Here is a 26,395-nt window from a genome sequence, read left to right as displayed (position 1 = left end):
TGGATATCCCATACAGGATGCACGTTCGATGCGCAGACGGATGGGACAGGCATGTTGCACACCCTGATGGCCGGTCGCGGAATGGTCACCGCGCCGCACCACCTCGCGGCACAGGCGGGCCTTCGGGTGCTGCGGGACGGGGGCAACGCGATCGAGGCCATGGTCGCCGCGGCCGCGACCTGCGCGGTGGTCTACCCGCACATGAACGGCCTGGGCGGCGATGCCTTCTGGCTGATCGCGCGGCCCGGGCGGGCGCCGCTGTCGGTGGAGGCCGCCGGCGCCGCAGGACGCGCCGTCACGCCGGACCTCTACCGGGACCGCGGACTCGACGCCGTCCCCCTGCGCGGGCCGCTGGCGGCCAACACCGTGGCCGGCGCGGTGTCGGGATGGTCCTCGGCGCTGGAGGTCAGCACCCAGCACTGGGACGGCTCGCTGCCGCTGGCCCGCCTGCTGGAGGACGCGATCCACTACGCCGAGACCGGCTATCCGGTCGCCACCTCGGTGGCCCGCACCTCGCGCCGGATCCTGGACGAGGTGGCCGGCCTGCCCCACTTCGCCGACCTGTTCCTGGAGGACGGCCAGCCGCCGACCGCCGGCGCCTGGCAGACCAACCCCGCCCTGGCCGCCACCCTGCGACGGCTGGCGGCGCACGGCCTGGACGATTTCTACCGCGGCGGGGTCGGCCGGGCGTTGTCCGCGGACCTGAAGGCCCAGGGCAGCCCGCTGGTCTCCGACGACCTGGCGAGCCACCGCTCGGTGCGCCGGCGGCCGCTGGCGCTCAAGCTGGGGGCCGGCACGGTCTACAACACCCAGCCGCCGACCCAGGGCCTGGCGTCGCTGATGATCCTGGGGCTGTTCGAGCGCCTGGGCGTGCCGGAGGCGGACGGTTTCGACCACGTGCACGGCCTGATCGAGGCCACCAAGATCGCCTACCGGATCCGCAACCGGCACGTCACCGACCCGCGCTACATGGCGGTGCACCCCACCACCTATTTGTCGGACACGGTGCTGGACCAGCATGCGGCCGAGATCGACCGCCAGCGCGCCGCCGCCTGGGGCGCGGCGCCGGTCGACGGCGACACGGTGTGGATGGGCTGCGTCGACGGCGCCGGCCGCGCGGTGAGCTGCATCCAGAGCCTGTTCCACGGCTTCGGCTCCGGCGTGACCCTGCCCGAGACCGGCGTGGTCTGGCACAACCGCGGCATCGCCTTCCAGCTCGACCCGGCCGCGCCCAACGTGCTGATCCCCGGCCGGCGGCCGTTCCATACCCTGAACCCGCCGATGGCGCGGCTGCGCGACGGCTCGACCATGGTCTACGGCACCATGGGCGGCGACAGCCAGCCGCAGATCCAGGCCATCCTGTTTTCCCGCCATGCGCTGTTCGGCCAGCCCCTGCAACAGGCCGTCACCGGGCCGCGCTGGGCGCTGGGCCGCGCCTGGGCCGGTCCCAGCCACGACCTGAAGATCGAGGACCGCCTGGACCCGGCCGTGATCGCGGCCCTTGAGCAGGCCGGCCACGCCGTGACCCGTCTCGCCCCGTTCGACGAGGTGCTGGGCCACGCCGGCGCCATTGTGCGGCGTCCGGACGGCGTGCTGGAGGGCGCCACCGATCCGCGCGCCGACGGCGTGGTCGCCGCGTTCTGATCCTCGACGGCCATGCTCCGGCGGATTGTTGCCCGCCCGGCAACAGCGTGGCCTCCGAAAGGGTGATTGTGGGGCCTCCGGGCCATCGCGATATGTCCGGGCATGCGTTCTGGATGCCTCGGAGGATCATACGTTGTACCTGCACCGCCCCGCCGACGAGCGCGGCCATGCCCGTTTCGGCTGGCTGGACAGCCGCCACACCTTCTCCTTCGGCCACTACCTCGACCCGGCGCACATGGGCTTCGGCCCTCTGCGGGTCATCAACGAGGACCGGGTGCGCCCGGGGGCCGGCTTCGACACCCACGGCCACCGCGACATGGAGATCCTGTCCTACGTCCTGGCGGGGGCGTTGCGGCATGAGGACAGCCTGGGCACCGGCTCGGTGATCCGCCCGGGCGAGATCCAGCGCATGACGGCCGGCACCGGCATCCGCCACAGCGAGTACAACGCCTCCGCGACGGAGCCGGTGCACTTTCTCCAGATCTGGATCCTGCCAGAGGCCGCCGGCCTGGCGCCGTCCTACGAGCAGATCGCGGTCCCCGAGACCGAGCGGCGCGGCCGCCTGCGCCTCCTGGCGGCGCGCGACGGCCGCGACGGCGCCGTGACCGTGCACCAGGACGTCGACCTCTACGGCACGCTGTTGACGCACGGCGAGGCCGTGTCCCTGGCCCTGCGGCCGGGCCGGATCGCCTGGGTGCAGGTGGCGCGCGGCGTCGTGCGGGCCAACACCGGCCTGCGTCTGGGTCCCGGCGACGGCCTGGGGCTGTCCGAGGCGCCCGACGTGACCCTGACCGCCCAGGGCACGGAGGACGCCGAGGTGCTGGTGTTCGACATGGCCGCTCAGGCCCCCGCCCGCTGACGCTGCTCGCCCGGCCGGATGCCGTAGAACAGGCTGTACAGCACCGGCACCGCCACCAGGGTCAGGACGGTCGCGAAGGCGAGGCCGCTGGAGATGGTCACGGCCATGGAGGCGAAAAAGGCATCCATCAGGAGCGGCAGCATGCCCAGGATCGTGGTCCCCGCCGCCAGCACCACCGGCCGCAGACGGCTGACGCTGGCCTGCACCAGGGCGGTGAAGCGGTCGGGCTGTTCCTGAAGCTGCAGGTCGATCTCCTCGACCAGCACGATGGCGTTCTTGATCAGCATCCCCGACAGGCTGAGCACACCCAGCAGCGACGGGAAGTCGAACGGCAGCCCCGTGGCCAGCAGCCCGACCGTGACGCCGCAGATGGACATGGGCACCACCAACCAGATGATCAGCGGCTCGCGCACGGTGCCGAACAGCACCACGGTGATGAGCACCATGATGAGGAACCCGACCGGCACCTGCCCGAGCAGGCCGGCCTGGGCCTCGGCGGTGTCCTCGATCTCGCCGCCCCATTCGAAGGTGTAGCCGCGCGGCAGCGGCACGCTCTCGACCGCGGCCGCGACCCGGGCGTGGATCTGCGCCACGCTCTGGTCGCCGGCCGGGCGCGCCAGCACAGTCAGGGTGCGCACCCGATCAAGGCGGCGGATGAGGGTGTCCTCCGCCACCACCTCGAAGCCGTCGAGGATCTGTCCCACCGGCACGTACTGGCTCTGACCCTGGCTCCACACCAGGCGGTCCGGCAGGGCGGACAGGTCGCCGCGCTCCGCCGGCGGCGCCCGCAGGATCATGGGGATCAGTTCGTCCCCGTGCCGGAAGGTGGCGACCGGCACCCCATCGGTGAAGAATTGCAGGGTGTGGGCCAGGTCGTTGCGGCTGACCCCGGCGATGCGGGCGCGCGATTCGGCGAAGTCGGGCCGGATCACCTTCTCGCGCTGGCGCCAGTCGGTGCGGATGTCGACGATGCCCCCGTCCTGGTACAGGATCGCCTCGACCTCCCCGGCCAGGCGGCGCAGTTCGTCCGGATCCGGCCCCGAGAAGCGCGCCGCCAGCTTGCCGCTGCCACCGGGGCCGAACATCAGGCGTTCCGTGAACATCCGCGTCGACGGGAACCGCGGCGCCAGCTCGGTGCGGACGGTGTCGACCAGGCCCGGGATCGCCTCCAGGCTGCGCGCCCGCACGATCATGTGGCCGTAGGAGGGGTTGGGCGGCTCCGGCGCGTAGGTCAGCATGAACCGGGTGGCGCCCTGGCCGACGAAGGTGCTGACCGCCTCGACGCCGTCCAGGCCCAGCACGACGTCCTCGGCCTCGGCCATGGTCTGATCCAGCACCCGGATGTCCGTGCCCTGCGGCGCCCAGACGTGCACGTAGAACAGGGGCGTGTTGGAATTGGGGAAGAACCCCTCCTTCATGAACCCGAAGCCGTAGACCGCCCCGGCGGTGACGCCGACCAGCGCGGCCACCGTCAGCAGGCGCTGGCGCAGCGCCCCGCGCAGCAGCCCGCGATAGGCGCCGAACAGGCGGCCGCCGTAGAGGTCCTCCGCCCCGGCCTCGCCGCGCTTGAACAGATAGGCCCCGAACAGCGGCGTGACCATGATCGCCAGCACCCAGCTCAGCAGCAGCGAAATTCCGATGACCGCGAACAGGGAGAACAGGAACTCGCCGGTGGTGTCGGGCGACAGGCCGATGCCCGAGAACGCCATGATGCCGATGATGGTGGCGCCCAGCAGGGGCCACTGGGTCTGGGCCGTGACCGCGCTCGCCGCCTGCACCGCCGTCTTGCCGCGGCGCATGTTGATGAGCATGCCTTCGGCCACCACGATGGCGTTGTCGACCAGCATCCCCATGGCGATGATGAGCGCCCCCAGCGAAATGCGCTGGAGCTGGATGCCGGCCAGCCACATGACGAAGATGGTGCCGAGCACGGTCAGGAACAGGATCGTGCCCACCACCACGCCGGCGCGCCAGCCCATGAACAGGCACAGCGCGGCGATGACGATCGACACCGAGGCCAGCAGGTTGACGAGGAACCCCCGCACCGCGTCGTCCACCACCGCCGCCTGATCGTAGATGGTGTGCAACGTCACCCCGACCGGCAGGGCCGCCTCCAGGCTCGCCAGCTTACGGTCCACGGCGGCGCCGACCTCGACGATGTTGGCGTCGGCCACGGCGGCGATCGCCAGGGTCACGGCGGGTTGGCCGTTGAAGCGGATGATGTGGTCCGGTGGCTGTTTGCGGCCGAGGCTGACGTCGGCGACGTCGCTCAACCGGACCATGGCCGTGCTGCCGGCGGTGCCCAGCATCAGGGTCTCGATGGCGTCGACGGTTTCGAAGGCGTCGTCGACGGCGATGCGCACCCGCTCGTCCCCCACCGTGACCACGCCGTTGGGCTGCACGGCGTTTTCCACGTCGAGGAGCTGGAGGCCGGTGCCGAGGGAGACGCCGAGCCGCGCCAGCTTGTCCTGGGCGATCTCGATGTGCACGTGCGGATCGGGCTCGCCGGCGGTCTCCACCTTGGCGACGCCGGGCACGGTCAGCAGTTCCCGGCGCAGGGACTTGGCGATCTCGATGATCTCCAGGTCGGCGTAGCCGGGCGCAGTGATGGCGTAGTACAGGCCGAAGACATCGCCGTAGTCGTCGTTGACCTGGGGCACGCCCACGTTGTTGGGCAGGCGGCCGCGGGCATCGGTGACCTTGCGCCGCAGTTCATCCCAGATCTGCGGCAGCGCGTCGCTCTTGTAGGTGTCCTGGATGCGGACCGTGATCTCGGACACGCCCGGCTTGGAGACCGACACGATCTCGTCGAGCTGGGCCATCTGCTGGATGGCCGATTCCAGGGGTTCGGTGACCTCCTCCTCCACCTCCCGGGCGCTGGCGCCCGGATAGGCCGTGATGACCTTCGCCTCCTTGATGGTGAAATCGGGGTCTTCCAGGCGGCCCACGGACAGCAGACCGTAGATCCCGCCCAGAAGGCAGATGAGCACGATGAGCCAGGTGTTGACCGGCTTTTCGATCGAGGTGCGTGCAACGTCCATGGGGCCGGTCCTACTCCGTCTCCAGGGGGCGCACCCGCATGCCCTCGCGCAAGTGGTGCACGCCGGCGGTGACCACCCTGTCGCCCGGCTCCAGGCCGGCGGTGACGACGGCGGTATCATTGGTCAGGTCGGAGACGGTCACGGGACGGCGCGCGACCGCGCCGTCCGGGCCGGCGACCACCCAGACGAAGAAGCCCGCGTCGTTGCTCTCGGCACCCGACCCGGGATCGGCCGGCACCAGGGCGCCGGGGGGGATCGTCACGGCCCCTTCCGGGCGCGCGGCATGCACGGTCCGCGCCCGGAGCGTGGCGGTCATGCCGGGCAGGATGTTCACATCCTCCGGCCGCGGCATGCCGAACTCGATGCGGTAGGTCTGGGCGACGTCGTTGGCCTCGGTCGACAGCTCCCGGAACGCCAGCGGGAAGCTGCGTTCGGCCAGGAAGGGGAACACGGCCTCGACCGCGGCGGCCTGATCGCCGCGCGTCAGGGCCACGAGGTATTCCGGAATGTCGGCGGAGACCCGGATCTCGCTGACATCCTGCACGCGGACGACCGGCTGCCCGGCCTGGACGTTGGTATAGGATTCGAGCAGGCGGCGGCTGACGATGGCGTCGAACGGCGCCGTCAGGATGGTGTACTCCAGGTTCTGCTGCGCCTCCTCCAGCGCCACCTCGGCCAGGTCCAGGGCGTTGCGGGCATCGTCGAAGGCCTGGCGCGAGACCGCGTTCTGGCCGACGAGCTGGCGCTTGCGCTCGAAGTCCTGACGCGCCGACGTCAGGTTGACCTCGGCCTCGCGCACCCGCCGCTCATAGTCCGTGGGGTCGAGGCGGGCGATGACGCTCCCCGCGCTGACCAATTCGCCCTCGTTGACAGGCAGGTCCTGCAACAGCCCGGGCACCCGGAACGACAGATCGACCACCTGCACCGCCTCGGTGCGGGCCGCGAACGCGTGCACCTCGGTGCCGTCGGCCGGGCGCGCCTCGGCGAGGCGGGCGGGCCGGACCATGTCCGGATCGCGCGCGGCGGCGCTCTGTTGCGGCGCGTCGTCACAGGCGGCCAGGGCGAGCGGAAGCAGCACCCCGGCCAGGACCAGCAGGCCCCGGCGCATGCTCATGAGACGGGTTCTCCCCGGTTACGGACGTGGATCGTGGATCGCGGATCGCGGATCGTGGATCTCGGAGGAAGACTGTAGAGCACTTGGCGCACGAACGGAATCGCCGTCCGGCGCCATCCGTCGCCCGCCGCCGGGCTCAGACCAGCAGGCTGAGCCGCGGCCCGGCCGACGCGGGCGCGAAGCGCGGCCCGGCCAGCGTGGCCTCGGCACCCGCAAGCCGCCGGGACGCGTCCCGCCGGTCGGTCGCGGTGGGGTCGCGCCCGTCCTCACGGTCCGCATGGGCGGCACGGGCGGCCTCCAGGATCGCCTTGAGGCGCGCCATGGCGTCGCGCGCGGCGGCGGCGAACGCGGCGTCGGGATCCGCGAGGGACGACCCGGCGGACCCGCCCGCCCGGCTGTCGGTGCCGGTGAGCGGGGGCGCCGCGCCTGCGCCGGCGCCCGAGACCGCGCCAGCCTGGCCGCCCGACTGCACGTACGCCCGGACCGCCGAGGCGAGTTGCCGCGCCAGCCGCGCGGCCTCGCGCGCGGCGGCCTCCGGGTCGGTGGTGGCCAGCAGGTGCAGCGCCTGAAGCTGGGCCTTGAGCCGCTCCACCTTCTGGCGGGCGGCCTCCTTGCGGCCCTCCTTCATGGCTTCCCTGGCGGCATCAAGCTGGTCGACGGCCTGCTCGCCCAGGGCGAAGCCGTCTTCCAGCGCGGCCGCCCGGGACGGATCGCGGGCGCGGACGACGTCCACCAAGGGGTGGGCCGCAGCACGCCGCCCGGGCGGGGCGGACGACGGCTTCGGTGTGCCGGTCGACAGCAGGGCCGACGCGGCGGCGCGGCCGGTGACGAGCATGGGGCGCCATCCTGGTCCACGGGTGCGGGTGCGGGCGCGGGACGCCGTCGCCCCGCGACCCGAAGGATAGCACTCGTCCCGGCCGCGGAACAGCGCGACGGCGCGGTGCGGATCAGGCCGCCTCGGCCTTCCGCACGCTGTCGCGGATGGCGCGCATGTTGGCGCCGTAGACGCCCGGGTTGTCCACCGAGCCGCCCTTGAACACCGCCGAGCCGGCCACCAGCACATCGGCGCCGGCGGCGGTGACCAGGGGCGCGGTCTCCGGGGTGATGCCGCCGTCCACCTCGATGTGAATCGGGCGGTCGCCGATCATCTGGCGCACCCGGCGCACCTTCTCGACCGCACTGTGCAGGAAGCTCTGGCCGCCAAAGCCGGGGTTGACGCTCATCACCAGCACCAGATCGACCGTGTCCAGCACGTGCTCGATGGCGCTTTCGTGGGTGGCCGGGTTGAGTGCCACGCCGGCCTTGCAGCCGAGGGAGCGGATCAGGCGGAGCGAGCGGTCCAGGTGCGGGCCGGCCTCCGGGTGGATCGTCAGCACGTCGGCACCGGCCTTGGCGAAGTCTTCCAGGAACGGATCCGCCGGGGCGATCATGAGGTGGACGTCCATCACCGTCTTCACGTGCGGGCGGATCGCCTTGCACATGGCGGGGCCGAAGGTGATGTTGGGCACGAAATGGCCGTCCATCACGTCCACGTGGACCCAGTCGCAGCCCTCGGCCTCGATGGCGCGGCACTCGGCGCCGAAGTTGGCGAAGTCGGCGGACAGGATGGAGGGGGCGATCTTCAGCGAGCGGTCGACGGTCATGGTGTGACGGGTCCCTGGCTGGCGGTGGCGTCCGTGTCGGAGTCGAGGCCGCCCCGGAAGACACGGCTGGCGCGGATATCGGGCGCATCGATGGCCGACAGCGCGGCGGCGTCCAGCGGCCCGGTCGCGGTCTGGAACAGGCGGTTGGCCTGGCGCAGGCGGGCCCGGTCGAGGGCGTTGCGGATCGAGCGCGCGTTAGCGAAGTGGGGCTGCTTGCGCCGCAGGCCGACGTATTCATGCAGCGCCTTGGCGGCCTCCGGCGTGAGCGTATAGTTCTGCTCCCGCAGCATCAATTCGGCGATGTGGAACAGCTCGTCGTCTGTGTAGTCCGGGAAGTCGATGTGGTGGGCGATGCGCGAGCGGAAACCCGGGTTGCTCTCGAAGAACTTTTCCATGCGGTCGCCGTAACCCGCCAGGATCACCACCAGGTCGTCGCGGTTGTTCTCCATCACCTGAAGGAGGATCTCGATCGCCTCCTGGCCGTAGTCGCGTTCGTTCTCGGGGCGGTACAGATAGTACGCCTCGTCGATGAACAGCACGCCGCCCATGGCCTTCTTGAGGATTTCCTTGGTCTTCGGCGCGGTGTGGCCGATGTACTGCCCGACCAGGTCATCGCGCGTCACCGACACCAGGTGCCCCTTGCGGATGTAGCCGAGGCGGTGCAGCAGGTTGGCCATGCGCAAGGCCACGGTGGTCTTGCCGGTGCCCGGGTTGCCCGTGAAGCTCATGTGCAGCGTCGGCGTCTCGTGGGCCAGGCCGAGGCGCTTGCGCGCCCGCTCCACCAGCAGCAGCGCCGCGGTCTCGCGGATGCGCTGCTTGACCGGCGCCAGGCCGATCAGGGTGGCGTCCAGATCCTCCAACACCTCCTTGACGCCGGAGGTCTCGTATTCCTGTTGCAGATCGACCGCCTGGGGGGCGGCCTCGTCGGCCACGACGGTGTCGGTCGCGTTACCGTCCTGCATCGGTCATGTCTCCCTTCGGGACCAGGGTTCGAACCGGTCGCGGGGTCCGCGCCGGCGGGCGGGCACGGCGCATGGCGGCCACACCCAGGATCGGGCCGGCGGGTGGAGGCGGCCGGGAGGGAGAAGCCGCCTCCACCCCACCCGTCCGGTGCCTGGGACGGGGCGGCCCGCCGCCGCCGCCCTCGTGCCCGGCACGGCAGCGGGGGCGGCGACGGTGGGCCCGGCGTCAGGCGTAGCGCGCGCCTGCCGGCTTGTCGGTGGCATAGGACAGGGTGGAGTAGCGCGTGTTGCGTCCCGCCATCTCCTGCCGGGCCAGGCGGAAGCCCGGCTCCTCCTTGGGGCGGTTGACGATGAACGACAGCCGCAGCGACTCCCAGCCGTGGGTGGCGTCGAAGGCCACGACGCGGATGTAGCGGTCGCCGTACACCTTGCGGCACTCGGCCAGTTCGTACATCAGCGCGGCCGCGTCCGGATTGTCGAACATCGGGTGGCCCCACATCTCCCAGTAGGTATTACGGGGATGCGGATCGTCGGTGAACTCCAGGCTGACGGCCCAGCCGTTGTCGATGCAGTACTGCACCTGCTTGCTGATCTGCTCGTCGGTCAGGTCGGGCAGGAAGGAAAAGGTGCCCTGGGTGAGGCGCATGGGTCAGTCTCCAGTCTTGTCGTCTCTTGTCGTCCGGGGACACCGATCAGACGGCGGCGGTCGGGGTCGGCACGAAGTCCGGGCTGTCCGTGGACGTGTAGTTGAAGGTGACGTCCTTCCACACATCCAGCGCCTGGCGCAGCGGGCTGCACGACTTGGCGGCGTCGTTGAGGATGTCCGGCCCCTCGTTGAGGATGTCGCGGCCCTCGTTGCGGGCCAGGATCATGGCCTCCAGGGCGACGCGGTTCGCGGTCGCGCCGGCCGCGATGCCCATCGGGTGGCCGATGGTGCCGCCGCCGAACTGCAGCACCACGTCCTCGCCCAGCAGGTCGAGGAGCTGGTGCATCTGGCCGGCGTGGATACCGCCCGAGGCCACCGGCATGACCTTATTGAGCGAGGCCCAGTTCTGATCGAAGAACAGGCCGTGCTCGAGGCGCATCGGATTGAACTCCTCACGGCAGATGTCGTAGTAGCCCTTGGTGGTGGCCGGGTCGCCCTCCAGCTTGCCGACCACGGTGCCGGCGTGGATGTGGTCGACACCCGCCAGGCGCATCCACTTGGCGATGACGCGGAACGACACGCCGTGCGACTTCTGCCGGGTGTAGGTGGAGTGACCGGCCCGGTGCAGGTGCAGGATCATGTCGTTCTTGCGCGCCCAGTTGGCCATCGACTGGATCGCGGTGTAGCCGATCACCAGGTCGATCATGATGATGCACGAGCCCAGCTCCTTGGCGAACTCGGCGCGCTCGTACATGTCTTCCATGGTGGCGGCGGTCACGTTCAGGTAGGTGCCCTTGATCTCGCCGGTGGCCGCCTGGGCCTTGTTCACCGCCTCCATGCAGTACAGGAAGCGATCGCGCCAGTGCATGAACGGCTGGCTGTTGATGTTCTCGTCGTCCTTGGTGAAGTCCAGGCCGCCCTTCAGCGCCTCGTACACCACGCGGCCGTAGTTGCGCCCCGACAGGCCCAGCTTGGGCTTCACGGTCGCGCCCAGCAGCGGCCGGCCGAACTTGTCCAGGCGCTCGCGCTCCACCACGATGCCGGTGGGCGGCCCCATGAAGGTCTTCACGTAGGCCGTCGGCAGTCGCATGTCCTCCAGGCGCAGCGCCTTGAGCGGCTTGAAGCCGAACACGTTGCCGATGATGGAGGCCGTCAGGTTGGCGATCGAGTTCGGCTCGAACAGGTCCAGGTCGTAGGCGATGTAGGCGAAGTACTGGCCCTCGGTGTTGGGCACCGCGTCGACGCGGTAGGCCTTGGCGCGGTACTTCTCGCAGGCGGTCAGGCGGTCGGTCCAGACCACGGTCCAGGTGGCGGTCGAGCTTTCGCCGGCGACGGCGGCCGCGGCCTCGATCTCGTCCACCCCGTCCTGCGGCGTGATGCGGAAGACCGCGATCACGTCGGTCTCCTTGGGCTCGTAGTCGGGCACCCAGTAGCCCATTTCCTTGTACTTCAGAACGCCGGCCTTGTAGCGCTCGGCGCCGCTCAGGGTCTTGGTGCCATCACCGTCCATGGATCGTCTCCTTCGTTCGTGACGTGCGCGTTCGTGTTCGTCGTCGGGTTCGGGTCCGCAGGGTCGGATTGGCCGGCCGCCCGGGGACCGGCCCTCAGTGCTGGCGGGCGCGCCGCGCGCGGTCCACCAGGCGTTCAATCATCGGCGTCAGGATGAGCTGCATCGCCAGGTCCAGCTTGCCGCCGGGCACGACGATGGAGTTGGCCCGCGACATCCACGAGCCGTGCAGCATCGTCGTCAGATAGGGGAAGTCGATACCGCGTGGGTTGCGGAACCGGATCACCACCAGCGACTCGTCGGCGGTCGGAATCCACCGGGCCACGAAGGGGTTCGAGGTGTCCACCACCGGGACGCGCTGGAAGTTGACGTCCGTTTCCGTGAACTGCGGGCAGATCACGTTGGTGTAGGAGTGCATGCGGCGCAGGATCACGTCCTGCACGGCCTCGGTGGAGTAACCGCGCGAGGCGCGGTCGCGGTGGATCTTCTGGATCCACTCCAGGTTGATGACCGGCACCACGCCGATCTTCAGGTCCGCATACTTGGCCACCTGGAAGCCGTCGGTGGCGACGGCACCATGCAGCCCTTCGTAGAACAATAGGTCGCAGCCGGCGCCGATCTCCTCCCACTCGGTGAAGTGGCCGGGGTCGACCCCATACCGCTCCGCCTCCTCGGCGTCGTGGACGTAATGGCGGGTGTGCCCACGCCCGGTCTCGCCGAAGCTGCGGAAGGTCTCTTGCAGATCGCCGATCAGGTTGGCGTCGAGACTGAAGTGACTGAAGGTGTGGTCACCGGCCGCCGTGCGCCGTTCCAGCTCGGCCTTCATTTCCATCCGGTTGTAGCGATGGAAGGCGTCGCCTTCGATCATGGCCGCGGTCACGTTCTCGCGCCGGAAGATCTGATCGAAGGTATGTTTCACCGTCGAGGTGCCGGCCCCCGAGGATCCGGTCACCGAGATGATGGGGTACTTCTGCGACATCTGGGATGGCTCCCTTGGTCTTGTCGTGTCGGCGTGTGCGGACGCCCGCGTCGCGCAACTCGCGCGTCCGTGCGATGGGTCGTCCCGATGGTGCGGGGAAGGACCGGGCCCGGTGGCCGCCTCAGCCGCGGAACAGTCCACGAACGCCGAACAGCGGCGCCTGGTCGCAGACGAAGTCCGGGTCCTCGTGGTAGCGCTGCACCCGCGCCACTTTCTTGCGCGACCCGAACACCAGTGGCGCGCGGGCGTGCAGGCTCTCCGGCACCGAGTCGAGGATCCGGTTGGCGCCGTCGGTGGCGCCGCCGCCGCACTGTTCGGCGATGAAGGCGATCGGCACCGCATCGAACACGCGGTGCAGCGTGCCGCGCTCGTGGCCGGGCCGGGCGTCGCGCGGGTACAGGAACACGCCGCCCTGGGTCAGGATGCGGTGGGTCTCCGCGGTCAGGGTCGCGACCCAGCGCATCTTGAAGTCCTTGTCGCGCGGCCCGGCGCGGCCCTCGACGCAGTCGTCGATGTAGGCCCGCACCGGCGGCTCCCAGTGCCGGTAGTTGGCCGCGTTGATGGCGTAGGTCGCGGCATCCTCCGGCGTGCGCAACTCGGGGTCGACAAGCCGGAAAGTTACACCATCGGTGTCCAGGGCGAACATCGCCGTCCCGCGCCCCAGCGTCAGCACCAGCACGGTGTAGGGACCGTACATCACGTAGCCGGCCGCCAGCTGCTCGCGCGCTGGTCGCAGGAACGACGCCAGCGGCAGGCCGGCGCGCGGGAACACCGAAAAGATGGTTCCCGTGGAGACGTTGGCGTCGATGTTCGAAGCACCGTCCAGCGCATCGACGGCCAGCGCCAGAGGCGCGCTCTCGTCCAGCACCACCACGTCCGGATGATCCTCCGACGCGAGGTAGGCGATCGGCGCGTCGCGCGCCGCCTCTTCCAGGATGGCCGCGGCGCCGTCCTCCACCACGGTGTGGATGGCGTTGACGCCGTTGCCGTTCGTGGCCAGCGGCGCCCCCCGCAGAAGGGCACTGATGCGCGCGCAGCCGTCGGCGATCACGGTCAGCGCCGCCGCCAGCGAGGCCCCGCCGTCGCGGCCTTCGGTCTGGGCGGTCAGCCAGTCGGTGAGCGTCTGTCGGTCGGCCATTGGCGCGTATCCTCCCCTCGGGTGTCCCTGCTTGGGTTCTGGGTATTCACCATGACGGAGCCGGGCCGAAAAAGCGATTGAAAGTTTTCTTCTCTGGCGTAAATTAAATTAATGTCTCTTGCGCGCGATGTTACCCTGCGCCAACTGCGCGGCTTCGCTGAGGTGTTGCGCCGCGGCACCATCGCAGGCGCCGCCGAGCGGTTGCACGTCACGGCACCGGCGGTTTCGACGCAGCTCAAGACGCTCGAACGCCTGGTTGGGGCGCCGTTGCTGGACCGGTCGGGCGAGGCGCTGCGCCCGACCGAGGTCGGGGACGAGCTGCTGCGCACCGCCCGCCTGATCGAGACCGCGCTGATGCGCTGCGACGAGCGCATCGGCGCTCTCCGCGCCGGTGCGGCGGGACTCGTGCGGCTGGGCGTCGTCAGCACCGGCAAGTACTTCGCGCCCGGCCTGGTGGCGCGCTTCAACGCGGCGGCCCCGGGCATCACCCTGCACCTGACCATTGGCAACCGCGACGACATCGTCGAGGCGCTGGGCGCGCGCGACATCGACATCGCGGTGATGGGCCGCCCGCCGGAGGCCCTGGATGTGGTCGCCCGCCGCCTGGGGCCGCATCCCTATGTGATGATCGCGCCCCCGGGCCATCGCCTGGCCGGCCTCGAGTCGGTCCCGGCGGACATCCTGCTGCAGGAAACCTTCCTGGCCCGCGAGGCAGGGTCGGGTACGCGCACCCTCATGATCCGCGAACTGGACCGGCTCGGCAACGGCCGCGCCTACCGGGTGGTCGAGATGGCCTCCAACGAGACCATCAAGCAGGCCGTCATGGCGGGCCTGGGCATCGCCCTGCTATCGGCGCACACCGTTCACACCGAGTTGGCCGAGGGCAAGCTGGTGGCCCTGGCGGTGCCCGGACTGCCGGTGATGCGCCACTGGTTCCTGATCCATCTGGCCGACGAGATGCTGACCCCGGCGGCGACGGTGTTCCGGGACTTCGTCATCGGTCTGGACGGCGCCTTCTTGCCGCGGGTGTAGCGCGCCGCTACCCGACCGCCTCAGGACCGCCGCCACCGAGGACATAGCCGCACCCCAGCCGCACCGCCTCCGCCGTCGGATCGGCCGCCGCGTCCAGCGCCGACAGCACCACCCAGCCGTCGTCCCGCAGCCGCTGGGCAAGGGCGCGGTCGTGCCCTGCGGGCGCCAGCACGCGCGGCGCCGGCACCGCTTCGGGCACCGCGTCCAGCACGGCGTCCATCATCAACGTGAATCCCACCGCCGGCTCACCCATCTCCGGCGGCCCGGCGCGATAGCGGCCGCCGCGCGCCAGCTCGCCGCGGGCGCCGGGCGCGAACACCGAGAAACCGACCCCGGTGTAGTACTCGAACCCGCGCCCCTCCAGAACGTCCACCGTCAGGGTCAGGCCGGGATGCGCCGCCTCGATGCGCGCCGCCAGATCGGCCAGCGCCGCCACCCGGGCCGCCGCCTCGGACGGCAGCGCCACGGCGGCGATCTCGGCCAGCGCCTCCGCCGCCGGTCCGGTGGCGCCGATCAGCGCCACCAGGCAGGCCCCCAGGGCCGGGTCGGCCCGCTCGCGCACCGCCGCGACGTCCTTGTGATCCACCGCCGCCCGCAGGCCCGGCCGATCGTCGGCCGCCACGCCATGGGCGTCGAACAGGACGTCGAGCAGGGTCGGCAGGTTCAGGTCGATGGTCGCCGACGTCACCCCCGCGGCGGCCAGCGCCTCCGCCGCCAGGACGATCACCTCGGCCTCGGCGGCCGGGCCGTCGGCCCCGATCAGCTCCGCGCCGGCCTGCGTGAACTGGCGCTCCGGCCGGAGCTGGGTGCCGCGCACCCGCAGCACCTGGCCGGCGTAGCACAGCCGCAGCGGGCGCGGCTCGCGGCGCAGGCGGGTGGTGGCGATGCGGCCGATCTGCACCGTGAAGTCCGGGCGGACCCCCATCATGCGCTGCGAGACCGGGTCCATGACACGGAAGGTATCGCGCCCCAGCGCCGCGCCGGCCCCGCCCAGCAGGCCGTCCTCGAACTCGATCAGCGGCGGCTTGACCCGCCGATAGCCGTGCCCACGGACGAAGGTCATCAGGTGGTCGACGGTATCGGCCTCGCGCTCGGCGCGGGGCGGCAGGCCGTCGCTGAGGCCGTTGGGCAGCAGGGCGGGATGCAGGGACTCGGTCATGGTCGGTCCGTCGGGTCAGGAGAATCCGGAGGAATCCGGGGGCATCCGGGGGAATCCGGCGGGCGCCGCCGGCGGCGTCCGCCCCGGGTGTGTAGCCCCTTTCGCCCCGCGCCGGCAACCCGCAGGCCCTCACCGACAGGTCCCGAGCCCCTCCGGGAGCAGCACGAACCCGAACGGCACGGTGCGCTCGGGCGCCCGGCTCAGGGGCAGGTCATGGACCGACAATCGCGCCAGCCAGTCGTCCGGCGGGGCGGCGTCCAGCATGGCGGCCAGGGTCGCCGCGATCGGCGCGGGGTCCAGCAGGCCCGACCGGACCGCCGCCGCCTCGCGCCGCGACAGCAGGATCAGGCAGGCGCCCTCGCCCGGGGCGCGCGGCGGCGTCCAGTCGGGGTAGTGCCGGGCGACCATGCGGGCCTCCGGAAACGCCAGCCGCAGGTTGGCGCCCCAGTCCAGGGTCGCCGCAACGATGGTCCCGTCCCTGAATCCGGCCGTCCGCACCGCCGCCGCCGCCCGTTCCGTCGGCAGCAGCGGCAGGCAGCGGTCGCAGCGCGCCGGCTCGATCCACACCCGATCAATGGCACCGCCGACGGCGAACAGCACCGCCAGCCCGGCCAGTCCCCAGCCCAGGGCGCTGCGGCGCCACGGCGCGAGGCGCAGACCGCGCGCCTGCGCCCACAGCAGCGGAATCGCCGGCATCACCAGGGCGGCCGGCATCATGTAGTGGTAGCGCAGCCGCTCGCCCCCGACCGCCAGCACGATCGCGAAGGTCAGCGCCATGGCCGCCCCCACGTAGACCAGCAACACCCGGTCCCAGCGCGGCGCCGCCGGCGACGGCGACGGCGACGGCGCTTGCCGGAGACGCAGGGGCAGCACAAGCAGGGCCAGGAGCAGCAGCGGCGGCGCCATCGCCGCCAGCGGATCCGCCACCACCGTGCGCAACAGGCTCGGGACGGTCGTTGTCCAGGTCTCGGCGCCCCGATCGGTGATGGTGGCGACGCGGTCGGCCAGGCTCATGTCCTGCCCGATCCGCCACAGCAGATGGCCCGGCAGCACCAGCAGCGGCACCACCCCGGCCCACAGAAGACGCCGGTCCAGCACCCGGGCGCGGGTCGCCGGATCGGCCAGAGCCCCGGCCAGCAGGGCCAGCGCGAACACCGCCACCGTGTACTTGGCCAGCAGCGCCGCCGCCAGCGTCGCCCCCAGAAGCAGATAACGGGGCGCCGTCGGCCGCTCGACCACGCGCACCATGGCCCACAGCAGCAGCGCCAGCGTGGTCAACAGCAGCGTGGTGTGGGTGAAGTGGCGCGCGCCCTCGAAGCCGAACAGCGCGGTGCCGGCCATGCCGGTCACCGCCCCGGCGGCCAGCGCGCCGTCCCCCCGCGCCATGCGGCGGACGGCGTCATACAGCGCCAGCACGCCGCCCGCGATCACCGCCCAGCGCAGCAGGATCGAGCCTGCCAGCGACGGCCCGGTGATCTCGACCAGCGCCATCTGGAGCCAGTTGTAGAGCGGCGGTTGTTCCGGGTCGTAGCCCCAGGCCCAGCCCTGCGCGAACAGCATGCTTTCCAGCTCGTCGCGCGCCAGGCCGGTCGACAGCCCGACGGTCAGCGCAACGTGGAGCAGCAGCAGCGCCAGACCCAGGCCCCACCGGACCGGTGCACGGGCGAGCGGCCCGCCGACCGGTCCCGGCGGTGTGGTCATGGCGCGCAACCGAGGTCTTCGGCGATCCGGGCCAGGCGCGCGAACGGGGACTCGCCGTCCGCCAGCGTCAGATCGCCGGCCCGGCGCAGGCCCTCGCGCCCGAAGCGTTCGCGCACAAACTCCACCAGCCAGGATTCGGCCTGGGCATGGCGGGCACCGCGGCGGCGGTTGTCGGCGTCCAGGTGGGCGGCGTGGGCGTCGATGGTCGCGACCAGATCATCAATGCCCTGGTGGCGGCTGGCCGAAAGCTTGAGGACCGGCACCTCCCAGTCGCTCCAGTGCTCGCCCAGGCTGAGCGCGCCGGTCACGTCGGCCCGGGCACGCTCGGCCGCCACCGCCATGTCGGCCTTGGTGACCGCGATGATGTGGGGGATCTCGGCGATCCCGGCCTTCATGAACTGGAGGCTGTCGCCGGAGCCGGGCTGGACGCAGAACAGCACGGTGTCGGCGACCCCCACGATCTCGGTCTCGGACTGGCCGACGCCGACGGACTCCACCAGCACCACGTCGTAGAGCGCGCGCATCAGCACCATCGCCGCCGTGGTCAACCCGGCCAGCCCACCCAGATGGTCGCGCGCCGCCATCGACCGCACGAACACGCCCTGGTCCTCTGGGTCGTTCTTCAGCCGGGTGCGGTCGCCCAGCAACGCGCCGCCGGAGCGCCGCGACGACGGATCGACGGCGATCACGCCGACCGTGCGCCCCTGCTTGCGCCAGGTCGCGATCAGTGCGTTCAGCAAGGTGGACTTGCCCACGCCGGGCGGCCCGGTGATGCCCAGCACATGCGCGCGCGGCGCGGCATAGGCGGCGCTCAGCAGGTCGGCCGTGGGCGTGCCGTCCGGGTCGCTCTCCATCTGCGCCAGGGCGCGGGCCAGCGCCACCTTCCCGCCGGCGGCGATACCCTCCAGCGTGTAGGCATCGAGCGCGGCGCCGGCGGCCGCAAGGGGGGTGGGATCGGACATGACGCGGCGGCCTCCTCACTCCTGATCTCGGGGCTGACCCCCGGGTCGCTCAGCCTGGGGCGCTGCCCGCGTGTGTAGGCTACCGGCGGAAGCCGCGTCAACGCGCCCCGTCGGCGTCGGCGGCGCTCTCGGCGGCGGGCCCGCCGGCCGCCCCACGGTCGGCCTCCGGCGTTCCGTCCCGCATGTGGGGTGCGCCCGTGGGACGGTCCCCCAGGCCGCGGTCCACCAGGCCACGCAGCACCGGCGAGCGCATCAGCACCAGCGCCCCGGCCAGGATCAGGATGGCCACGGACTCGAACAGGATGGACTTCGGGTCCATCTCCTTGCCCTGGAGCACGATGAGCCGCGACAGCGCCGTCATCGCGATCAGGATCGGATAGAGGAACGCCGACCGCTCGCGCGCATAGTACACCTTCACCATGCTCAGGACCTCGGCGTACAGGAACAGCAGCAGAATGTCGGCAAGGGCGACGGTGCGCTGCGCGTACACCGCCGCCATCTCCAGGCCGATCGCGGCCAGGGTGAGCACCACCACGAGGGCCAGCACACCCCGTTCGATCACGGTCATGGCGCGGGCGAAGGCCATGAACGGCGTCTCCTCTCCTCCGGCTCCTGATTGCCTCGACCGCCCGGGTCAGCGCCCGTCGGCGGCCCCCCACGGCACGATCGCGACGACGGCCCCCCGCGCGAAGGGGAAGGTCACCACGCGGTCCCCGCGCTCCAGGGCGCCGGCGGCCCAGGGCAGCGCGTACAGGTCCGGCGTGCCCTCCAGGTCCACCACGTAGGCGCTCAGGCGGCCGGCGGGGTCGAACAGCAGATCGTCCACCTGGCCACTGACGTCGGCCCCCGCGAGCCGGACATGCAGCGCCAGCAGGTCCTTCGCGTTCCAGTCTGCGGTCTCGGCGATGACATCCGTCTCCAGCTTGGTGCGCGCGGCCAGGGTGTCGCCATCGAGGCCGAGGACCACCGCCCCCCGGGCCGGATCGACCTCCGCCGTGCCCCAGGCGACCTCGAAGAAGCGCGGGTCCTCGCCCGGCACCGGTACGCGGACGACGACGGTCTCCAGCCGCCCCGCCGCGCCGATGGTGATGTCGTGGACGGTGCCGACCCGGTCGCCGCCCCGACTGAGGACCGCACCGCCCAGCACGCGGGACAGCCGCCTGTCGTCGGTCAGGGCGGTGGTGTCCCAGGTCTCCAGATCCGGACCCGAGGCCCGCGCGTCCACGCCCCCGGGCATGACACCGAAACCAGCCACCGCCAGGACCATCGCCAGCGCCAGGGACAGCAGAGCGGACGGCCGCACCCCCTGGACACCGACGCAGAGCACAGCGGGCGTTGTCGAGCGCACCATGGCCACCTCCTGATTTCACGATCCGCAGCGAACCGGGCTCGATCCGCTTCGGCCACAGAAACGCGGCAGCGGCCCTCGGGTTCCGCCCGGGTCCGGTCGGGGTCCTCCTTCGGACGAAGGACCCCCCTTTCACACCGGCGGACAGGGGCCCATCTCTGGGGGCGCAAGACACAGAACGGAACGGACCACATCGGCCCGCGTTACCGGAGACGTGGCCCGTGCCAGCGGGTCACAGCCTCGACCGGAGGCAGACGGGGCGGCCGCGAGAACACCGGCCCGAGAACACCGGCCCGAGAACACCGGCCCGAAGGCCAAGCTCCGGGCCCTGCGCCGCCCCGCAACGTCGGTCAAACGCGAACGCGGAGCGCAGCCATGTGGCAGAACCCAGCGGAACGAACCCTTCCGCGCGCCCCCGGCGGTGGCAACGGGCGGCAACGCCCGGAGCGAGACACCGCGTCCCGCCGTGCCGAAGAGGACGCCCCGGCCCGGGAGGTGCCGGTTTCACGACCGGCGGCGTCCCTGGAGCCGGAGCATCGCGACGAACACTGGGTCGCAACCCATGTCCGCCGCGCCTACAGCGAGATCGCGCGCGAACCTCTGCCGGACACGTTCCGCTCCCTGTTGCACAAGCTGACCCATCGCAACGGGGACCAGGGGGGCGAAACCTCATGACGCGGATCCCTCGGCGGATCCGCGCCAAGCCAGGAGGCAACCCATGCCGTCCTTCGATCAGGAGCTGATCCAGGCCCTGCCGCACATGCGGGCCTTCGCTCATTCGCTGACCAACGACCGGGCCCTGGCGGACGACCTGGCCCAGGAAGCCGCGACCCGGGCGCTGGCCAACCGGGACAGCTACCAGCCCGGCACCAACTTCCGGGGCTGGGTGTTCACCATCCTGCGCAACGCCTTCTACTCCGAGTTCCGGCGCAAGTGGCGCAAGACGGAGAAGGCGGACGAGGACGCCATGCTTCAGGCCGGCGAGCCCAGCGGCCAACAGGCCAGCCTGGAAATGGACGACTTCAAGCGCGCCTTCGCCCGCTTGCCGGCGGAACAGCGCGAGGCCATGGTCCTCGTCGGGGCCTGCGGCTTCGAGTACGAGCAGGCGGCCGAGATCGCCGGATGCGCGCCCGGTACCATCAAGAGCCGGGTCTCGCGCGGGCGCCGCGACGTGAAGGATCGCCTCGACCAGGACGCGATCCCGGACCCGCGCGCGCCGGCCGGAGAGCCCTCGGCCGGCGACGGCGTGATGGCGGACATCGACCGCCAGCTTGGGCTGGCCGCCTCCTGACGGCGCCGGCTGCGACCGGCGCCGGGAACGCCGGCGCGCCTGTCGCGTTCCCTCCCACATCACATCCTCGGTCGCACATGTCCGCCGCCGGGCCGCGACACCTGTCGGCGGGCATCGACCGGTCCCCCTTCGACGAGACGACACGGGAGTCAGACCGATGCCGTACCGGACCTCTCTGGCCGCCGCCCTGGCCGTCGCCGCACCTCTGGCCCTGGGCGCCTGCTCCAACATGACCGCCCAGCAGCAAAGCACGCTCAGCGGCGGGGCCATCGGGGCCGGCGCTGGCGCGGCGGGCGCGGCCATCACCGGCGGCGTGCCGGCCGCCGGGGCCGCGATCGGCGGGGCCGCCGGCGCCGCCGCCGGCTTCCTCAAGGAAGAACTGCGCGAGCCGCGCTAACACCCCCGCGGGCGGGATCCCGGGCCCCCGGGATCCCACAAGCCGCCGGTGCGCCACCCCATCCCGCACCGAATGCCCTCGACGACACCCCCCTCTTCCGCCCGCCGCGATCCATCGGCGCGGGGCCATGCCGGGCCGCGCGGCGCGGCAGAGGTGCGGGCCTGCCGACAGGAGGAGAACCGCATGACCCGCTTCCGATCGACCGTGACCCTGGCCGCGGCCGCCGCACTCGGGATCGGCCTCGCCACGCCGGCGCAGGCGCTGTTCGGCGGCTTCGACGACGTCAAGGCCATGCGCGCCGTCGACATCCCCGCCGATGCCACCACCTTCACCGAACAGGCGATCCGCTACTACAGCCAGTTCAGCCTGTTCGAGGCGGACGCCATGGAGGATTGGTACGACGCCGAGTACTTCGCCGAGAAGGCCACGGCGCTCGGCCACGGTCAGGCCGTGCGCCCCGAAGTCGCCAGCGAACAGGGCATCGCCGATCCCGTCCGCCGTGCCCGGCTTGATCAGGCGCGCGCCGCGCTGATGGCCGTGCTGTCCAGCGACGGCCCCGAGGTGGCCCCGAAGGCGAGCGCCTATGCCCTGGTCAGCTACGACTGCTGGGTCGAGCAGGCCCAGGAGGGGCATCAGGAGGATCACATTCAGGCCTGCCGCGCCCAGTTCCGGGACGCCATGACGGTGTTGGCCGCCCTGGGCGAGGCGACCGACGCCGACATCGTGGCCGAAGCCGTGGTCTACTTCGGGTTCGACCAGGCCACCCTGACGCCGGAGGCCCGGACGATCCTCGGCGACCTGGAGGCCGAGCTGGATGATCCGGCCGCGGTCGCCATGCAGGTGGTCGGCCACGCCGACCGCGCCGGTCCGACGGACTACAACCGGCGCCTGTCCGAGCGCCGCGCCGTCGCGGTCGCGGACGCCCTCACGGACATGGGTCTGACCGTCGAGGAGATCGACACCCTGGCGCTGCAAGCCGAAGGGGAGACCGCTCCGGCCGTCGCCACCGGGGATGGCGTGCGCGAGCCGCGCAACCGGCGCGTCGTGGTGCGCGCGGTCGGCCGCGACGGCCCGGCCGTCATCGTGGCCCGCGACGGCGAGCTGCCGGTTCTGGAATCGACACTGTGGTAGACATGGGGCCGATCCCGATACGTTCGTGACGGTGGATCACCCCGGTGCAGGCCGCCACCCGCTGCGGCCCGCGCCGGGGTGACGTGTGTCCGGCGCGGAGGACTGCATGGTCTCGACCCTCTCGCTGCCGCTGGTGGTGGCGCTGTTCGTGCTTGCAGCGGGCGTGGTCGCGGTCTGCGGCGTGCGCATGACCGGGCTGGCCGACCAGCTCGGCGACCGCACCGGCCTGGGCGAGGCGGTGGTCGGGGGCGTGCTGCTGGGCCTGGCGACGTCGCTGTCGGGCACGGTGGTGTCGATCACGGCGGCCCTCGACGACCGTCCCGCGCTGGCCTTCGCCAACGGGGTTGGCGGCATCGCCGCCCAGACCGCGTTCCTGGCCCTGGCCGACTTGCTGTTCCGGCGCGTCAACATGGAGCACGCCGCCGCCGACCTGTCGAGCGTGGTGCAGGCCGCGCTGCTGTGCCTGTTGCTGAGCCTGCCGCTGCTGGCGATCACCGGCCCGGAGGTGGCCCTCTGGGGCATCCACCCGGTCTCGCCGGTGCTGGCGGTGGTGTACGTGCTGGGGGTGCGGGCCACCGCCAAGGTGCGCGAGGCGCCGATGTGGCGCCCGGTGGCCACGCGCGACACCCGCGTCGACGCGCCCGAGACGGCGCAGGCCGGGTCCGCCGGCATCGGCGCCCTGCTGGCCCGGTTCGCGGTGCTGGCGCTGGCGATGGGGCTGGCCGGCTGGGTGATCTCCAAGACCGGCGGTCGGCTGTCGGACGCCGTCGGGGTGTCGGAGACGGCGGTGGGCGCGTTGCTGACCGCCGTCACCACCTCGCTGCCCGAACTCATCACCACGCTGGCGGCGGTGCGGCGCGGCGCCCTGCAACTCGCCGTGGGCGGCATCATCGGCGGCAACTGCTTCGACGTGCTGTTCCTGACGGCCTCGGACGTGGCCTACCGGCCCGGGTCGCTGTATCACGCCATCGACAGCGACGCCGTGTTCTGGCTGGTGGTGGGACTGGCGATGACGGCCGTGCTGCTGCTTGGCCTGATCGTGCGCGAACGCCGGGGGATCGCCGGCATCGGCTTCGAGAGCGTCGGCATCCTCGGCCTGTACGCCCTTGCCGTGACGGTGCAGACGGTCCGCTGAGGGGGACGCGCGGCGCCCCCCTATTGCCCGGTTTGCCCGGCCTGCCCGTCTGCGCCGTCGGGCCGCACGTCGTCGGCGCACGGACCGCCGTCGCCCTGCCCCAGGCAGGTCTCCAGCGTGCGGGCCTCCTCGATCTGCGTGCGCACCGCCTCGACCTGGGCGGCCAGGCAGTCCCGATAGCGTTCGGCATCGGCGATATAGCGGCGCAGGTCCTGCGCGCAGCGCTGGCCCGCCAGCGAATCGTCAAAGGCCAGCGTGTCGCTGGCGCACATCGGCCACAACGGCTTGGCGCAGGCCGTGGGGGCATCCGTGTCCGGCGGCGACTGGGCCGCCGCCGGAAGCGCCATCCCGACCACGGCGCCGGCCGCCAGGACCAGACGTCCCAGCCGGCCCCGGGCCGCCGGCGCGCGCACCCGGCCGGAGGCCGGATGCCACGCGGGGCGCGAAGACACCAACGAACGCATGGAGGTCATGCAGGTCATGGGCCGCCCCTCCCTCGGACTCGGCGATGGACTCACAGGCCCTGGATGGTCTTGCGGATGCGCTCCATCAGCGCCTCGTCCTGACGGGCGGCGGCCACGATGGCGTTGTAGCGGTCCACCGACAGGCCATTCTCGCGGATGGTCTCCACGGCCTCGGTCTGGGCCTGCTGGCGGATGCTGGCGCGTTCGGCGTCGGTGCCGGCCTCGGCCATCTGACCGCGCACCGACTCGTTGAGCTGCATCAAGTCGGCGGAGATCTGCGCGATCTGCTGCACCTCCTGTGTGGAAACGTCGGTCGCCGGAGCGGTGGCCTGCGGTTGCGCGCCGCCCGACTGGGCGATCGCGGGGTGCGGCGCGCCCGCAAGGGCGGTCACGGCGAGGCCGACGGCGCCGGCCAGGGCGGCGAAACGGGCGGGGCGACGGGGCGCGGAAATGAGGGTCGTCACGGTCCGGTTTCTCCTTGCTGCGGAACCAAACGGGTGTGCGGTGGGAGTCTGGGCACACAGACACCACATCCCCCCAACACGCGAGGCGCTCCCAGGTTCCAGGCCGTCACCAAGATTTTTTGACCGCTGGGGACACGCCGGAGCGGACACGGCAACCGGAGTCAGAGGGCCGGGGTCATAGCGGCAGGCGGTCCTGTCCGCCCGGTGCCGCCGGCCAGGCATCGCGGTCCAGCCCGTCCAGAAACGCGGCCGCCTGCTCCGCCATCGCGACACGTTCGGCGGGGTCCAGCCGGTCGAGCGTGCGGTAGATCATCGCCATGCGCGGATTGCGGGCGAAGCGGTCGCGGTGCCGCTCCAGGAACGTCCAGTACAGGACGTTGTAGGGACAGGCCCCCGGGCCGCTGCGCCGCCCGGGATCGTAGCGGCATCCGTCGCAATAGGTGGACATGCGCTGGATGTACTTGGCGCTGGCGGCGTAGGGCTTGGACGCGACCACCCCGCCGTCGGCGAACAGCGCCATGCCGTGGGTGTTGGGCAGTTCGACCCATTCGAAGGCATCGGCGTAGACGACCATGTACCAGGCATTGACGGCCGTCGGGTCGAGCCCGGCCAAGAGCGCGAAGTTGCCGATCACCATCAGGCGCTGGATGTGGTGGGCGTAGGCCAGCCGCCGGGTCTGGCCGATGGCCTGGGCGAGGCAGCGCATCGGCGTCTCGCCGGTCCAGAAGAAGGCCGGCAGCGGGCGGCGGGCGTCGAGCGCGTTGGTGTCCCGGTAGCCCGGCATCTTGTGCCAGTACAGCCCGCGCACGTACTCGCGCCAGCCCAGGATCTGGCGGATGAAGCCCTCGACCGCATTCAGGGGGGCCGCCCCGGCGTGCCACGCCGCCTCCGCCCGCCGGCACACGTCGAGGGGATCGAGCAGGCCGATGTTGAGCGCCGGACTGAGGACGGCATGGAACAGGTAGGGCGCGTCGTCGACCATCGCGTCCTGGAGGTCGCCGAAGCGCGGCAGCCGCGCGGCAATGAAACGCTCCAGGGCGGTCTCGGCCTGGGCCGCGGTCACCGGTAGGTCGAACCCGGCCATGTCGCCGAAGTGGGTCCCGAAGCGGGCCGCCACCAGGTCCATGACCGCGCGGGTGGTCTCGTCCGGCGGAAACGACGGGGGCAGCGGGAACGCCCGCGCGCCGGGCGGTGGCGGCTTGCGGTTCTCGGCGTCCAGATTCCACCGCCCGCCCTCCGGCGCGCCGTCGGCGGTCATCAGCAGGCCGGTGCGTCGCCGCATCTGACGGTAGAACAGCTCCATGCGCAGCGTCTTGCGGCCGTGCGCCCAGCGCGCGAAGTCGTCCCGCGCCGCGATGAAGCGGGTATCGGCGCGGATGTCGACCGGGCAGCCCGCGGCCTCGCCCCACCCCTGCATGGCCTCCTGCACCCGCCACTCGCCGGGTTCGGTCGCGACGACGCGCGCCGGGGCCAGGGCGGCGGCGGCCCGCGACACCTCGCCGGTCAGTGTTCCCGTGTTGTCCGGATCATCGAGCGTGACATAGCGCACCCGCACGCCCTCCGCCGCCAGGGCGGCGGCGAATTGGCGCATGGCCGCGAGCACCAGCACGATCTTGCGGGGGTGGTGCGGCACATAGGTGCACTCGGCCATCACCTCGGCCATCAGCACCGTGTCGCGCGCCGCATCCAGGTCGCGCAGGCTGGCCAGGCCGCGGGTCAGTTGGTCCCCCAGCACCGGGCGCAGCACACCGCCGGCCCCGCTCCCGGCCATCGGCGGG

At 71.8% G+C, this 26,395-nt stretch carries 25 protein-coding genes; 8 read left to right on the top strand and 17 right to left on the bottom strand.

Annotated elements, in window-relative coordinates; all coding sequences use genetic code 11:
• Window positions 1-51 precede the first annotated feature (51 nt).
• Together GGD88_RS06780 and GGD88_RS06775 are read left to right on the top strand one after the other, a co-directional pair.
• On the top strand, window positions 52-1,644 hold the full coding sequence (locus GGD88_RS06780) for a gamma-glutamyltransferase family protein (protein ID WP_184433201.1): 1,593 nt from the start codon (window positions 52-54) through the stop codon (window positions 1,642-1,644).
• Window positions 1,645-1,777: 133 nt separating this feature from the next.
• Window positions 1,778-2,503, top strand: coding sequence for a pirin family protein (locus tag GGD88_RS06775; protein ID WP_184433198.1), 726 nt, complete (start codon window positions 1,778-1,780; stop codon window positions 2,501-2,503).
• Here GGD88_RS06775 and GGD88_RS06770 read toward each other — a convergent pair.
• The 9 genes from GGD88_RS06770 to GGD88_RS06730 form a co-directional block, all read right to left on the bottom strand.
• Entirely contained in the window at window positions 2,485-5,544 is a 3,060-nt protein-coding gene (locus tag GGD88_RS06770) for an efflux RND transporter permease subunit (protein ID WP_184433194.1), read from the bottom strand. The two genes, GGD88_RS06775 and GGD88_RS06770, sit on opposite strands and share 19 nt — an antisense overlap.
• Before the next feature lie 10 nt (window positions 5,545-5,554).
• Complete coding sequence (locus GGD88_RS06765) at window positions 5,555-6,658, bottom strand: efflux RND transporter periplasmic adaptor subunit (protein ID WP_184433191.1); 1,104 nt, start codon at window positions 6,656-6,658, stop codon at window positions 5,555-5,557.
• Between the two features lie 136 nt (window positions 6,659-6,794).
• Window positions 6,795-7,493, bottom strand: a complete 699-nt coding sequence (locus GGD88_RS06760; RefSeq protein WP_184433188.1) for a hypothetical protein — start codon at window positions 7,491-7,493, stop codon at window positions 6,795-6,797.
• 112 nt (window positions 7,494-7,605) lie between these two features.
• Window positions 7,606-8,301: a ribulose-phosphate 3-epimerase gene (gene rpe, locus GGD88_RS06755; RefSeq protein WP_184433185.1), complete on the bottom strand. Its 696-nt coding sequence runs from the start codon at window positions 8,299-8,301 to the stop codon at window positions 7,606-7,608.
• Window positions 8,298-9,263, bottom strand: a complete 966-nt coding sequence (gene cbbX / locus GGD88_RS06750; protein ID WP_221237037.1) for a CbbX protein — start codon at window positions 9,261-9,263, stop codon at window positions 8,298-8,300. Before cbbX ends, rpe begins: the two co-directional genes overlap by 4 nt.
• A gap of 226 nt (window positions 9,264-9,489) precedes the next feature.
• Window positions 9,490-9,909: a ribulose bisphosphate carboxylase small subunit gene (locus GGD88_RS06745; RefSeq protein ID WP_184433182.1), complete on the bottom strand. Its 420-nt coding sequence runs from the start codon at window positions 9,907-9,909 to the stop codon at window positions 9,490-9,492.
• Window positions 9,910-9,955: 46 nt separating this feature from the next.
• Window positions 9,956-11,419: a form I ribulose bisphosphate carboxylase large subunit gene (locus tag GGD88_RS06740; RefSeq protein ID WP_184433179.1), complete on the bottom strand. Its 1,464-nt coding sequence runs from the start codon at window positions 11,417-11,419 to the stop codon at window positions 9,956-9,958.
• A gap of 94 nt (window positions 11,420-11,513) precedes the next feature.
• Entirely contained in the window at window positions 11,514-12,395 is an 882-nt protein-coding gene (locus tag GGD88_RS06735) for a phosphoribulokinase (RefSeq protein WP_184433175.1), read from the bottom strand.
• A gap of 121 nt (window positions 12,396-12,516) precedes the next feature.
• Entirely contained in the window at window positions 12,517-13,533 is a 1,017-nt protein-coding gene (locus GGD88_RS06730) for a class 1 fructose-bisphosphatase (RefSeq protein WP_184433172.1), read from the bottom strand.
• Between the two features lie 111 nt (window positions 13,534-13,644).
• On the opposite strand from GGD88_RS06730, the gene GGD88_RS06725 reads away from it, so the two are divergent.
• A complete protein-coding gene (locus tag GGD88_RS06725) occupies window positions 13,645-14,565 on the top strand; it encodes a LysR family transcriptional regulator (RefSeq protein WP_184433169.1) in 921 nt (306 codons plus the stop codon).
• Between the two features lie 7 nt (window positions 14,566-14,572).
• On the opposite strand, the gene GGD88_RS06720 is transcribed toward GGD88_RS06725, so the two are convergent.
• From GGD88_RS06720 to GGD88_RS06700, 5 genes are all read right to left on the bottom strand, one after another.
• Window positions 14,573-15,724 (bottom strand): ATP phosphoribosyltransferase regulatory subunit, encoded by a 1,152-nt coding sequence (locus tag GGD88_RS06720; RefSeq protein ID WP_184433166.1) that lies wholly within the window; start codon window positions 15,722-15,724, stop codon window positions 14,573-14,575.
• Window positions 15,725-15,853: 129 nt separating this feature from the next.
• The gene (locus GGD88_RS06715) at window positions 15,854-17,425 is read right to left on the bottom strand and encodes a glycosyltransferase family 39 protein (RefSeq protein WP_184433162.1); all 1,572 of its coding nucleotides are present in this window, start codon (window positions 17,423-17,425) and stop codon (window positions 15,854-15,856) included.
• Complete coding sequence (locus GGD88_RS06710) at window positions 17,422-18,387, bottom strand: ArgK/MeaB family GTPase (protein ID WP_184433158.1); 966 nt, start codon at window positions 18,385-18,387, stop codon at window positions 17,422-17,424. The genes GGD88_RS06715 and GGD88_RS06710 overlap by 4 nt, the downstream gene beginning before the upstream one ends.
• A 97-nt stretch (window positions 18,388-18,484) precedes the next feature.
• Window positions 18,485-18,973 carry a phosphate-starvation-inducible protein PsiE gene (locus GGD88_RS06705; RefSeq protein WP_184433155.1) on the bottom strand — a complete coding sequence of 163 codons (489 nt, stop codon included), beginning with the start codon at window positions 18,971-18,973 and terminating at the stop codon, window positions 18,485-18,487.
• Between the two features lie 48 nt (window positions 18,974-19,021).
• Complete coding sequence (locus tag GGD88_RS06700) at window positions 19,022-19,738, bottom strand: PRC-barrel domain-containing protein (protein WP_184433151.1); 717 nt, start codon at window positions 19,736-19,738, stop codon at window positions 19,022-19,024.
• Window positions 19,739-20,110: 372 nt separating this feature from the next.
• Between GGD88_RS06700 and GGD88_RS19365 the strand changes: the two genes are divergently transcribed.
• The 5 genes from GGD88_RS19365 to GGD88_RS06675 all read left to right on the top strand — a co-directional run bounded on the left by GGD88_RS19365 (window position 20,111) and on the right by GGD88_RS06675 (window position 23,689).
• Entirely contained in the window at window positions 20,111-20,410 is a 300-nt protein-coding gene (locus GGD88_RS19365) for a NepR family anti-sigma factor (RefSeq protein WP_425502576.1), read from the top strand.
• Window positions 20,411-20,453: 43 nt separating this feature from the next.
• Window positions 20,454-21,026, top strand: a complete 573-nt coding sequence (locus tag GGD88_RS06690; RefSeq protein ID WP_184433146.1) for a sigma-70 family RNA polymerase sigma factor — start codon at window positions 20,454-20,456, stop codon at window positions 21,024-21,026.
• Window positions 21,027-21,183: 157 nt separating this feature from the next.
• On the top strand, window positions 21,184-21,423 hold the full coding sequence (locus GGD88_RS06685; RefSeq protein ID WP_184433143.1) for a hypothetical protein: 240 nt from the start codon (window positions 21,184-21,186) through the stop codon (window positions 21,421-21,423).
• A 183-nt stretch (window positions 21,424-21,606) separates the two neighbouring features.
• On the top strand, window positions 21,607-22,554 hold the full coding sequence (locus tag GGD88_RS06680) for an OmpA family protein (RefSeq protein WP_184433140.1): 948 nt from the start codon (window positions 21,607-21,609) through the stop codon (window positions 22,552-22,554).
• A gap of 106 nt (window positions 22,555-22,660) precedes the next feature.
• Window positions 22,661-23,689 carry a sodium:calcium antiporter gene (locus GGD88_RS06675; RefSeq protein WP_184433137.1) on the top strand — a complete coding sequence of 343 codons (1,029 nt, stop codon included), beginning with the start codon at window positions 22,661-22,663 and terminating at the stop codon, window positions 23,687-23,689.
• 20 nt (window positions 23,690-23,709) lie between these two features.
• Here the strand turns inward: GGD88_RS06675 and GGD88_RS06670 are convergent, their stop codons facing one another.
• From GGD88_RS06670 to GGD88_RS06660, 3 genes are all read right to left on the bottom strand, one after another.
• Window positions 23,710-24,171, bottom strand: a complete 462-nt coding sequence (locus tag GGD88_RS06670; protein WP_184433134.1) for a hypothetical protein — start codon at window positions 24,169-24,171, stop codon at window positions 23,710-23,712.
• A gap of 32 nt (window positions 24,172-24,203) precedes the next feature.
• Window positions 24,204-24,617 carry a DUF4168 domain-containing protein gene (locus tag GGD88_RS19130; protein ID WP_184433131.1) on the bottom strand — a complete coding sequence of 138 codons (414 nt, stop codon included), beginning with the start codon at window positions 24,615-24,617 and terminating at the stop codon, window positions 24,204-24,206.
• A gap of 175 nt (window positions 24,618-24,792) precedes the next feature.
• Window positions 24,793-26,388 carry a cryptochrome/photolyase family protein gene (locus tag GGD88_RS06660; protein ID WP_184433128.1) on the bottom strand — a complete coding sequence of 532 codons (1,596 nt, stop codon included), beginning with the start codon at window positions 26,386-26,388 and terminating at the stop codon, window positions 24,793-24,795.
• Window positions 26,389-26,395: the final 7 nt, after the last annotated feature.

The organism is Roseospira goensis (assembly GCF_014197795.1).
In the GTDB taxonomy this organism is placed as follows: domain Bacteria; phylum Pseudomonadota; class Alphaproteobacteria; order Rhodospirillales; family Rhodospirillaceae; genus Rhodospira; species Rhodospira goensis.
The sequence above is the reverse complement of the archived record's forward strand: the minus strand, read 5'-3'. Positions and strand labels throughout refer to the sequence as shown.

Excerpts from the sequence above, each read along its gene's own strand:
- GGD88_RS06780 (WP_184433201.1), top strand. The coding sequence starts at position 52 with ATGTTGCACACCCTGATGGCCGGTCGCGGAATGGTCACCGCGCCGCAC.
- GGD88_RS06770 (WP_184433194.1), bottom strand. The coding sequence starts at position 5,544 with ATGGACGTTGCACGCACCTCGATCGAAAAGCCGGTCAACACCTGGCTC.
- GGD88_RS06765 (WP_184433191.1), bottom strand. The coding sequence starts at position 6,658 with ATGAGCATGCGCCGGGGCCTGCTGGTCCTGGCCGGGGTGCTGCTTCCG.
- GGD88_RS06760 (WP_184433188.1), bottom strand. The coding sequence starts at position 7,493 with ATGCTCGTCACCGGCCGCGCCGCCGCGTCGGCCCTGCTGTCGACCGGC.
- rpe (WP_184433185.1), bottom strand. The coding sequence starts at position 8,301 with ATGACCGTCGACCGCTCGCTGAAGATCGCCCCCTCCATCCTGTCCGCC.
- cbbX (WP_221237037.1), bottom strand. The coding sequence starts at position 9,263 with ATGCAGGACGGTAACGCGACCGACACCGTCGTGGCCGACGAGGCCGCC.
- GGD88_RS06745 (WP_184433182.1), bottom strand. The coding sequence starts at position 9,909 with ATGCGCCTCACCCAGGGCACCTTTTCCTTCCTGCCCGACCTGACCGAC.
- GGD88_RS06740 (WP_184433179.1), bottom strand. The coding sequence starts at position 11,419 with ATGGACGGTGATGGCACCAAGACCCTGAGCGGCGCCGAGCGCTACAAG.
- GGD88_RS06735 (WP_184433175.1), bottom strand. The coding sequence starts at position 12,395 with ATGTCGCAGAAGTACCCCATCATCTCGGTGACCGGATCCTCGGGGGCC.
- GGD88_RS06730 (WP_184433172.1), bottom strand. The coding sequence starts at position 13,533 with ATGGCCGACCGACAGACGCTCACCGACTGGCTGACCGCCCAGACCGAA.
- GGD88_RS06725 (WP_184433169.1), top strand. The coding sequence starts at position 13,645 with ATGTCTCTTGCGCGCGATGTTACCCTGCGCCAACTGCGCGGCTTCGCT.
- GGD88_RS06720 (WP_184433166.1), bottom strand. The coding sequence starts at position 15,724 with ATGACCGAGTCCCTGCATCCCGCCCTGCTGCCCAACGGCCTCAGCGAC.
- GGD88_RS06715 (WP_184433162.1), bottom strand. The coding sequence starts at position 17,425 with ATGACCACACCGCCGGGACCGGTCGGCGGGCCGCTCGCCCGTGCACCG.
- GGD88_RS06710 (WP_184433158.1), bottom strand. The coding sequence starts at position 18,387 with ATGTCCGATCCCACCCCCCTTGCGGCCGCCGGCGCCGCGCTCGATGCC.
- GGD88_RS06705 (WP_184433155.1), bottom strand. The coding sequence starts at position 18,973 with ATGGCCTTCGCCCGCGCCATGACCGTGATCGAACGGGGTGTGCTGGCC.
- GGD88_RS06700 (WP_184433151.1), bottom strand. The coding sequence starts at position 19,738 with ATGGTGCGCTCGACAACGCCCGCTGTGCTCTGCGTCGGTGTCCAGGGG.
- GGD88_RS19365 (WP_425502576.1), top strand. The coding sequence starts at position 20,111 with ATGTGGCAGAACCCAGCGGAACGAACCCTTCCGCGCGCCCCCGGCGGT.
- GGD88_RS06690 (WP_184433146.1), top strand. The coding sequence starts at position 20,454 with ATGCCGTCCTTCGATCAGGAGCTGATCCAGGCCCTGCCGCACATGCGG.
- GGD88_RS06685 (WP_184433143.1), top strand. The coding sequence starts at position 21,184 with ATGCCGTACCGGACCTCTCTGGCCGCCGCCCTGGCCGTCGCCGCACCT.
- GGD88_RS06680 (WP_184433140.1), top strand. The coding sequence starts at position 21,607 with ATGACCCGCTTCCGATCGACCGTGACCCTGGCCGCGGCCGCCGCACTC.
- GGD88_RS06675 (WP_184433137.1), top strand. The coding sequence starts at position 22,661 with ATGGTCTCGACCCTCTCGCTGCCGCTGGTGGTGGCGCTGTTCGTGCTT.
- GGD88_RS06670 (WP_184433134.1), bottom strand. The coding sequence starts at position 24,171 with ATGACCTGCATGACCTCCATGCGTTCGTTGGTGTCTTCGCGCCCCGCG.
- GGD88_RS06660 (WP_184433128.1), bottom strand. The coding sequence starts at position 26,388 with ATGGCCGGGAGCGGGGCCGGCGGTGTGCTGCGCCCGGTGCTGGGGGAC.